Origin of the sequence: Coleofasciculus sp. FACHB-1120 (assembly GCF_014698845.1) — a bacterium.
Classification (GTDB): domain Bacteria; phylum Cyanobacteriota; class Cyanobacteriia; order Cyanobacteriales; family FACHB-T130; genus FACHB-T130.
Map to the genome: position 1 here is coordinate 1 of NZ_JACJTV010000064.1, position 9,194 is coordinate 9,194.

General features: G+C 44.2%; 5 protein-coding genes, 1 rRNA gene and 2 pseudogenes. 7 read left to right on the forward strand and 1 reads right to left on the reverse strand.

Annotation, left to right across the window (positions count from 1 at the left end):
- The 7 genes and pseudogenes from rrf to H6H02_RS26135 form a co-directional block, all read left to right on the forward strand.
- Positions 1–102 (forward strand): 5S ribosomal RNA (gene rrf, locus H6H02_RS26105); the annotation flags it as partial.
- Between the two features lie 471 nt (positions 103–573).
- A pseudogene (locus H6H02_RS26110) lies at positions 574–811 on the forward strand (transposase); the annotation flags it as partial.
- 213 nt (positions 812–1,024) lie between these two features.
- Positions 1,025–1,177: a hypothetical protein gene (locus H6H02_RS26115; protein ID WP_190823286.1), complete on the forward strand. Its 153-nt coding sequence runs from the start codon at positions 1,025–1,027 to the stop codon at positions 1,175–1,177.
- 149 nt (positions 1,178–1,326) lie between these two features.
- On the forward strand, positions 1,327–1,545 hold the full coding sequence (locus H6H02_RS26120) for a hypothetical protein (protein WP_190823288.1): 219 nt from the start codon (positions 1,327–1,329) through the stop codon (positions 1,543–1,545).
- Between the two features lie 724 nt (positions 1,546–2,269).
- Entirely contained in the window at positions 2,270–2,440 is a 171-nt protein-coding gene (locus H6H02_RS26125) for a hypothetical protein (RefSeq protein WP_190823290.1), read from the forward strand.
- A gap of 37 nt (positions 2,441–2,477) precedes the next feature.
- Positions 2,478–2,657, forward strand: coding sequence for a hypothetical protein (locus H6H02_RS26130; RefSeq protein WP_190823292.1), 180 nt, complete (start codon positions 2,478–2,480; stop codon positions 2,655–2,657).
- Positions 2,658–2,829: 172 nt separating this feature from the next.
- Positions 2,830–8,709, forward strand: coding sequence for an ATP-binding sensor histidine kinase (locus H6H02_RS26135; RefSeq protein ID WP_190823294.1), 5,880 nt, complete (start codon positions 2,830–2,832; stop codon positions 8,707–8,709).
- A gap of 328 nt (positions 8,710–9,037) precedes the next feature.
- Here the strand turns inward: H6H02_RS26135 and H6H02_RS26140 are convergent.
- Positions 9,038–9,194, reverse strand: a pseudogene (locus tag H6H02_RS26140) (IS701 family transposase); the annotation flags it as partial.

Consider the following 9,194-nt stretch of genomic DNA (forward strand, 5'->3'; position numbering starts at 1 on the left):
TTGTGGAACCACACCGACTCCATCCCGAACTCGGAGGTGAAACGCAACTGCGGCGAAGATACTCGGCGGGTGACTGCCTGGGAAAATAGCTCAGTGCCAGGTTAATTATCAAAAAGCTCTCTTGCCGAATCATGCAAGGGAGCTTTTTTGCTTTATTGTCTTGGGGGCTAAACGGGAGCATATTACTTTAACGTGAGTTCGGGATAAGGAAAGGACGAGCAGATAGGCTGAAAGTGTGAAGTTCCAAGCCACCGATACTCGTCCTATGCTTAGTCTTGAAGACCTCTTTTGCTGCGTGCATCGATGATTTTTGCCAGCAGTTTGAACCTCTTTGGCATCGCCAACTGCTTAGCAACGGATTGTCTAATTGCAATCGCCGACGCAGCTTGTGCTTAAGCTTTCATCATGACGATTCTGATTGCTTTCCATCAATCCTCAAGAGCGCAATTTCAAAGCCTACTACAACAAAAAGGTGCGAGCACAGTGGCAGAGTGCTTTTCCAGGCTTGGTCAGCTATGGACGCTTCGCCCTTGTGGATGCCCAGCACCCTGTTGCCCCTGAGTGCTTACTTGCGCATTGTCAATTTGGCTGATGCTCCAAGCCCGAGTTGAGGTCATGCATCGAATTGGAACAGAGTTTGAAGTCTTGCCCCAGCGTTGGGTTGTGGAACGCACATAAGAGCTGGTTAAATCAATATCATCGCCTGAGCAAGGACTATGAGCGATTACCTGAAATGAGTGAAGCGGCAATTTATGCAGTGATGACTCGAATTATGCTGCGTCACTTAGTTGCCTTTAGATTTACTTTATAAATAGTCTCTAACCTTGATTGATTGTTACTTGTTCAGGTGAAACCCCATGAGTTTCATAAAATAATTCCGTGAGTCTCGCCATACTAATCCAGGGGTCCCCCTTCCTGCCGGATTCAATGGCTACCAAGTTTTACAGCTCTTTGAGTAGCTGTTGTAGTGATAAAGCTGAGGACGGATCTTGATTAAATTCATTGATTTTGTTGGATCAGTCTTGTGGGTGGTCCGCTCCTGCTATCAGGAAAAGTTGCAGAAGGAACTGTTACGGCAGCAGATGGAATGGCTGCAAGTGTGGAGTGCATTAACTTTGCCAAAGATGCGAATGAGAGGCTGGACAAGCTGATGAAAGAGCTAATGGATGATGCTTAACTGTGATGTAGCGTTTACCCGTCATAGCCATTCCCCATAAAGTCCAGGTTGCTACATCAGTTGTAACTCAAGCCTTTTACTAAAACTAAAAGCGATAAATGAAGGATGCAATGACTCGTCTTCATTTTAGGTGATTCAAGACAGAGCGCGTGCACCTATTCAAACGGACGGTTAGATCGAGGGTAGGTAATTTTCCACAGCCTGTCACCGAACACTTGTTTTTAGAAGTAGGCGAAGACCCATCCCAAGTTTTGAAACTGACGCGATTGGTGGGGCTTTTACAGGATAAGCCACCGGAAACAGAGCCAGATTGGGAAGAGGTGATCGGTGCGATTGAAAATGTATGTGGCGAAAAGACGCAATTGTGAAGGATAGGGTCAAGAGGCGATCGCCCTCTGAGTACGTCCCAATTGGGACTCAATGAAGTGCAATAAAAAACTACCCCGTTGAAAGATAGGGTAGTCGGATGCATCGAACCTAGATACTGTATTCAGTATTTAGCTTCTATTTGAATTTATCTCAAAGGATGGGTTGCGGATAAAAATCAAGAGTTAAAATAAGGTTTCATATTAAGACACACTTTGTATATCCAATTTTTTAGAAATTTGTCTTGTGATTGATTTATTAATCCTCTGAAGAGACGTAGATTTAAAGACGGAGTGTGGGACATGGTACGACCCGGCTTGAGGCGCGTTGTACTAACTCCAGCAATTTGTCTTATAAACGGTGATTTGTACAACAGATCCCTTGAGCATCATTGAGACTCGCCTTTGTATAGCAGCCGAGAATTTTTGGTCGTTAAGAGCAACTGTCCCTTTTTGATGTTTAGCTAGGCTAAAGCAATTAGGCCGCATCAACGTAAAATCAAGCTTTTTTGACATCAACTGTCCCGGTTGCAGTCAAAAGCGAGATAGTTTGAGTCATTAAGTGCCTAATGAAACTAGCGGCTGAAGTCCATGCTCCACAACACTTCCAGCCTTGGCGACCAAAAAATCTTCTTTGCTATACAAAGGCGAATTACACAACAGCGTACACCTTTGCTAACCACCAGTTCAAACGTCGGTTTGGTGTGCAGAAACACGTAAGCAGATAATGAATGCCCTTCAACCCCAGTGGCGACGAGAAGGTCACTCTGGGAGTGAAACCCAAGTTAAGTATTCTCGCAGCTACAAGGGTCTACAACAGAATTTGGCAGGCTTTGGGCAAGAAAGGAATTCTGATTTCCGTGAAAACATCGCAGACATTATGGAGTTGATAGAGTAAAACCGAAATAGTGCTTTTAATTTCCTGGAGTCTACGAATGTTGAGCAAGCATCTGTGCCAAGTTGAAAGATATTTGACTCGTTTGCGCCAGCAAGTAGCAGAAAAAGAAGATACGCTGACGGCAATTGCTTTGGAAGAACAAGTTCAGCTAGAACTGTCTGCGGTCGAATTCCCGACGTTTACTAGAAGGGACAGAGCTAGGATTGGCAATCGCTAAGTCTATTGTCGTCGAAAAACATAACGGTTCTATTCATGTCAACTCAATACTAGGTCAAAAAACAGGATTTCTGATCATCTTAACAACTAAAGCAGACCAATAAAGTTGAGTCTTCCCCTCGCTTGCCGACTTATTTCACAAACTAATCGCTAATTTTACGAGAATAATAGCAATGAATAAATCTGATAAAAAAAACAGTCTAAATCCAACCAGTTTGATTCTCAACTATAAAATTATCCAAACAATTTATGATGGAACTCGCACCTTAGTTTATCGGGCCGTTCGTACCTTAGACCAATTACCTGTCGTCATTAAAGTTCTGAAAAACAAGTATCCCCGCTTCAGCGAATTAGTGCAGTTCTGCAATCAATATACCATTGCTAAAAACCTTAATCAACCTGGAATCATCCAAACTTATAGCTTAGAACCCTATCAAAACGGTTATGCCTTGGTAATGGAAGATTTTGGAGGCATTTCCTTGAAAGAATGGGCATTAAAAGGAGAAAACGCACTATCTTTGAGGGAATTTTTAGCTATAGCGATCGCACTCTGCAACACCTTAGATATACTCTACCAAGAGCGGATCATTCATAAAGATATTAAACCTGCCAATATTTTAATTAATCCTGAAACCAAGCAAGTCAAATTAATTGACTTTAGTATTGCCTCTTTACTCCCACGAGAAACTCAAACACTCATCAGTCCCAATGTCTTAGAAGGCACGCTTGCCTATATTTCCCCAGAACAAACTGGTCGAATGAATCGGGGGATTGACTACCGAACTGATTTTTATTCTCTGGGTGTGACGTTTTACGAATTACTCACGGGAAAATTACCATTTGAATCAAATGATCCGATGGAGTTAGTTCATTGTCATATTGCCAAAAATCCATTGGATTTAAGTGAAATAAAGGAGAGGGAAATTCCGCAAGTATTGTGCGATATCGTGATGAAACTGATGGCGAAAAATGCAGAATCCAGATATCAAAGTGCCTTGGGACTGAAATTGGATTTAGAAAAATGTTTACATCAGCTACAAGTTGCTGGTGAAATTCAGAGTTTTGAAATTGGGCAACGGGATGTATGCGATCGCTTTATCATTCCCGACAAACTCTATGGACGAGAAACTGAAGTTGAGACTCTACTTCAAGCCTTTGAGAGAGTGAGTCTTGGTGCAACAGAAATGATGCTAGTTGCAGGTTTTTCTGGGATTGGAAAAACCGCCATCGTCAACGAAGTTCATAAACCCATTGTGCGGCAACGCGGCTACTTCATCAAAGGGAAATATGACCAGTTTAACCGCAATATCCCGTTGAGTGCCTTTGTGCAAACCTTCCGGGATTTGATGGGACAACTATTGAGTGAAAGTGATACTCAGGTGGCGCAGTGGAAAGACAAAATCCTCTCAGCTTTGGGTGAGAATGGGCAAGTCTTAATTGAAGTCATTCCCGAACTCGAACAGATTATCGGCAAACAACCTGCTGCTCCTGAGCTTTCAGGTAGTGCTGCCCAGAACCGCTTCAACTTACTATTCCAGAAATTCATTACCGTATTCGCTACAGCAGAACATCCGTTAGTGATATTTCTCGATGACTTGCAGTGGGCAGATTCAGCCTCATTGAAGCTCATGCAAGTGCTGATGAGTCAAAGCGAAGTGGGCTATCTGCTGACGATTGGGGCATACCGAGATAACGAAGTCTTCCCCGCTCATCCACTAATGCTGACATTGGAGGAGATGAAGAAAGCCTCAGCAACTATCAGCACCCTTACCCTCGCTCCATTGAGTCAATCTCACGTCAATCATTTGGTTGCCGACACCCTCAGTTGTTCCACAGTTCTAGCGCAACCCTTAAGTGAGTTAGGTTATCAAAAAACCAAAGGCAACCCTTTCTTTGTCACGCAGTTTCTCAAAGCCCTGCATCAGGAGGGCTACATTGCCTACAACTTCAATACGGGACATTGGCAGTGCGATATAGTAGCAGTGCGATCGCTTTCGCTCACCGATAATGTGGTGGAGTTCATGGCGCTGCAGTTACAAAAGTTGCCAGAAGCCACTCAAGAGATACTGAAGCTAGCTGCTTGTGTAGGGGCACAGTTCGATTTAGAAACATTGGCGATCGTTTCAGAGAAATCGCCAACCGATGCCGCAACAGCCTTGTGGAAAGCCTTGCAGGAAGGCTTAATTTTACCCACGAGTCAGATTTACAAGTTTTTTCAGGATACACAACAGTCCCAGGCAGAAGATACAGTTAATCCGACCTATCGATTTTTGCACGATCGCGTCCAGCAAGCCGCCTATTCTTTAATTCCCGACGAGCAAAAACAGGTGACTCACCTCAAAGTTGGGCAACTATTGCTTAGTCATACCTCAGTCGCCGAACAGGAGGAAAAACTATTTGAAATTGTCAACCAACTGAATATGGGGAAAAGCCTCATTATTGAGCCATCCGAGCAAACGCAACTCGCTCAACTCAATCTCCAGGCAGGACAGAAAGCCAGAGCTGCAACAGCATACACAGCCGCATTTGAGTATGCTACTACAGGCATCGACTTGCTGGCTGAAAAGCGATGGACAACACAGTATGAACTGACCTTAGCACTTTACGAAACCGCTACTGAAGCTGCTTATCTAAACGGCAATTTTCCGCAGATGAGCCAATTGACAACCATCGTTCTGGAACACACCAAAACTCTATTAGATCGGGTTAATGTTCATCAAGTTGAAATTCAAGCTGCTCAAGCACAAGCTCAACCTTCAAAGGCTATACAAATTGCTTTGCGAATTCTTAAGCAGTTGGGAGTTAGTTTTCCAGAGGAACCTAACAGAGAGGATATTGAAAGGGCACTGCAAGAAACTTTATCCCTTGTGGGTGGTAGACAGCCACTGGATTTGCTCGCGCTGCCGGAGATGACCGATCGCACTCAGTTGGCCATTATGGAAATTCTCGCAGGTGTGACGGCATCGGCTTATGTAGCGGCTCCCACACTGTTGCCGTTGGTTCTGCTCGAACAAGTGAATGTATCGCTGCAATATGGCAATAGTTCGTTTTCTACTAATGGCTATTGCGGTTTTGGAGTCATATTATGCGGGGTAGTGGGAGATATTGACTATGGCTATCAATTCGGTCAACTGGCACTCTTGTTGCTCGAACAACTCGATACCAGAAAACTAAAAGCCAAAACCTACGGACAAATTAACTGCTGTATCTCTCATTGGAAAGAGCCTCTTGGTAACACTTTACCATTGTTTCGAGAGGGCTATCAGAGCGGATTAGAAACTGGGGATTTAGAATGGAGTGGAATTTGTGCCGTCCTGTATTTGATGCACGCTTGGTTTGCTGGCAAGGAATTGAGCGATTTGAGTCGAGAGGGTGCTGCTTTCTGTGCTCAATTTGCTCAACTTAAACAAGAAACAATGGCTAAGCAGGGAGCTATTTTTCAACAAGCCATCTTGAATTTGTTAGGGAATTCGACAGAAGCGTGGCAGTTTAATGGGGATAGTTTTAGTGAAGCAGAAGATCTACCGATGTTTGCGCGATCGGGGAATCAAACGGCTCTGTGCTATCTCTATGTCAGCAAGTTGGTGCTGTGTTATCTATTTGGTCAGATTGAACAGGCGATCGCTGCTGCTAGCGCCCTTGAAAGTTATTTAGGTGGAGCTACAGGGACGTCCCTGATTCCGGTCTTCCATACTTATGATTCTCTGACACATCTGGCTAACTATTCCCAAGTTTCTCAGGTAGAACAACAAAGCATTCTGCAACGAGTGACTGCCAATCAGGAAAAGATTGAACGCTGGGCTGATGCGGCACCAAGGAATCAACTGCACAAATTTTATTTAGTTGAAGCGGAAAAAAATCGCGTTCTTAGTCAAAAAACAGCAGCCATAGAATTCTATGACCTAGCGATCGCCCTCGCCAAAGAAAACGCATACCTCCAAGACGAAGCCTTAGCTAATGAACTCGCCGCCAAATTCTATCTGGAATGGAATAAACAACGCATTGCTCAGGAATACATGACCGAAGCCTACTACGGCTATGCTCGCTGGGGAGCCAAAGCCAAAGTTGCAGATTTGGAGCGTTGCTACCCGCAACTGCTTGCGCCTGTCCTCCAGCAAACTCGCTCTGCCCTTTCGGTCAACGAAACTGTCTTTGCAGTGGGAACCGTCACTTCCAACAGTTCTACCTCTTCTAGTGTCTCCGATTCCCTCGACCTCTGTGCCATCCTCAAAGCTTCCCAAACTATCTCCAGCGAAATTGAACTGTCCAAATTACTTTCATCGTTGCTTTCAATCGTCATCGAAAATGCTGGAGCCGATAAATGCGTGTTAATGCTGTTGCGAGACGAACGCTTGCTAATTAAAGGGTCAATTACCCTGGGGTCAGAGCCAGTCGTCTTGCAGCGTCTTCCCATTGAAGACAGCCAGGATATTCCCCTGAAGCTGATTTACAAAGTCCTGCACAACAAGACTACTGTGCTACCTAATGCGATAGTCGATCCAAACTTAGCCAATGACCCGTATATCATGCGTCAGCAGCCAAAGAGTATCTTGTGCAGCCCGATTTTACATCAAGGGAAGCTGATGGGCATTTTATATCTAGAAAATAATTTAGCGACAGAGGCATTTACAAAAGATCGGGTCGAACTCCTGAATTTACTTTGTGCTCAAGCGGCAATTTCTCTGGAAAATGCCCGACTTTATGAAAGTTCGCAAAACTATGCTCAACAGTTAGAACAGTCATTTGCTGAATTGAGTGCTGCCCAGTCTCGCTTCCAAAAGTTAGTAGACAATGTGCCTGGAGTGGTTAATCAATCCCAACTGAGTGCTGATGGAATCCTATCCTTAAAATACATCAGTGCCGATTGTTACACTTTGTACGAAATCACTCCAGAGCAAGCCGCGGCCAATGTGAAGTTCTTCGACGAGATGGTTCATCCAGATGATCTAGCGGGTTATCAGCAATCGACCGCGGATGCCATTCAAACTTTATCTCCCTGGCAGTGGGAGGGGCGAATTATTACTCCATCCGGAATTGTCAAGTGGATTCGCGGCGAATCCAGAATTGAACAGCGTGCTGATGGCTCAGTTGTCTGGGATGGATTATTTTTGGATATTACCGATCGCAAACGTACCGAAGCTGACATCATTCAAAAATCTCAAGAGTTAGAGCAAGCTTTACAAAACTTGCAGCAAACCCAACTGCAAATGATTCAAAGCGAAAAAATGTCTGCATTGGGAAACTTAGTTGCAGGCGTTGCTCATGAAATTAACAACCCCGTTGGCTTTCTTTGGGGCAATTTGAATGAAACCCAGCAAACGGTGCAAGACTTAGTGGAGCATCTCAATCTCTACCGCGAGCACGCTCCAGAAACAGAGCTTGTAGCTCATGCTGAAGATATCGATTTAGACTATATCATCGAAGACTTGCCTAAAATGATTGACTCTATGAAAGTGGGGTGCGAGCGGATTAAAAGTATTAGCACTTCGCTCCGCACGTTTTCTAGAGCTGACAAAGATTATCAAGTCCCCTTCAACATCCACGAGGGTATAGATAGTACGCTCTTAATTCTCAAATATCGATTGCAAGCGAACGATGAGCGTCCGGCTATTGAAGTAGTGAAAGACTACGGCAATCTTCCGACCCTCTTATGCTTCCCCGGGCAGCTTAACCAGGTGTTTATGAACATTCTTGCCAATGCGATTGATGCTTTAGAGGAGGCGAATATCCATCGAAGTTTTGCAGAAATTCAGGCAAATCCCAATCGAATTATCATTCAAACTTCCTGGGCAGATAACCAGGTGAAGATTAGCATAGCTGATAATGGTCGAGGTATGAGTGAATCAGTCAAACAAAAGATATTTGACCATTTATTTACAACCAAAGGTGTGGGGAAAGGAACGGGATTAGGATTAGCGATCGCTAAGTCTATTGTCGTTGATAAGCACCCGGGAGCTTTAGAAGTCAACTCAACTTTAGGTCAAGGTACAGAGTTTATCATTTTACTTCCAGTGAAGGCAATTGCTGCAAAAGATATGCTGGCAACAATCTGAATGGACTAAAGACTAAAGCAATTACTAGGGATAGAATCTTGCCAAATAAGGCGCGCATTCAAAGAAATCACATTAACTGCGCTATACAAGTCTTGCGTTTCTACTTCGTCATACGCACATTTTCCAACTGGCGATCGCACTTTTGGCAGCGGTTCAAGAATTCTTATCGATCCCCTCGATTGGAGTTGAGAGAGGATCTTCTTCCAATCCGGAATACTTAACTTTCCCGCAGTCGATCGCCTTTTTAGCAGCGGTTCAGAAGTCCTGCTCGATCAAACGAGAACCTTCTCTTGGTGTCGAATAACAGCATATGGGACTTAAACAGATTTTAAGCCCAGATAAAGCCCAAAGCAGCTTTGTAAGCCAAAAATACGTCCCAGTTGTGGTTCAGCCATTCTACAAAACGGAAAGACATCGCTGTCCGAAATGCCTCTAAAGCCTCGATAAAGATGTTTAAAGATTTGTTAGCCCAACGCCTTCTTAAT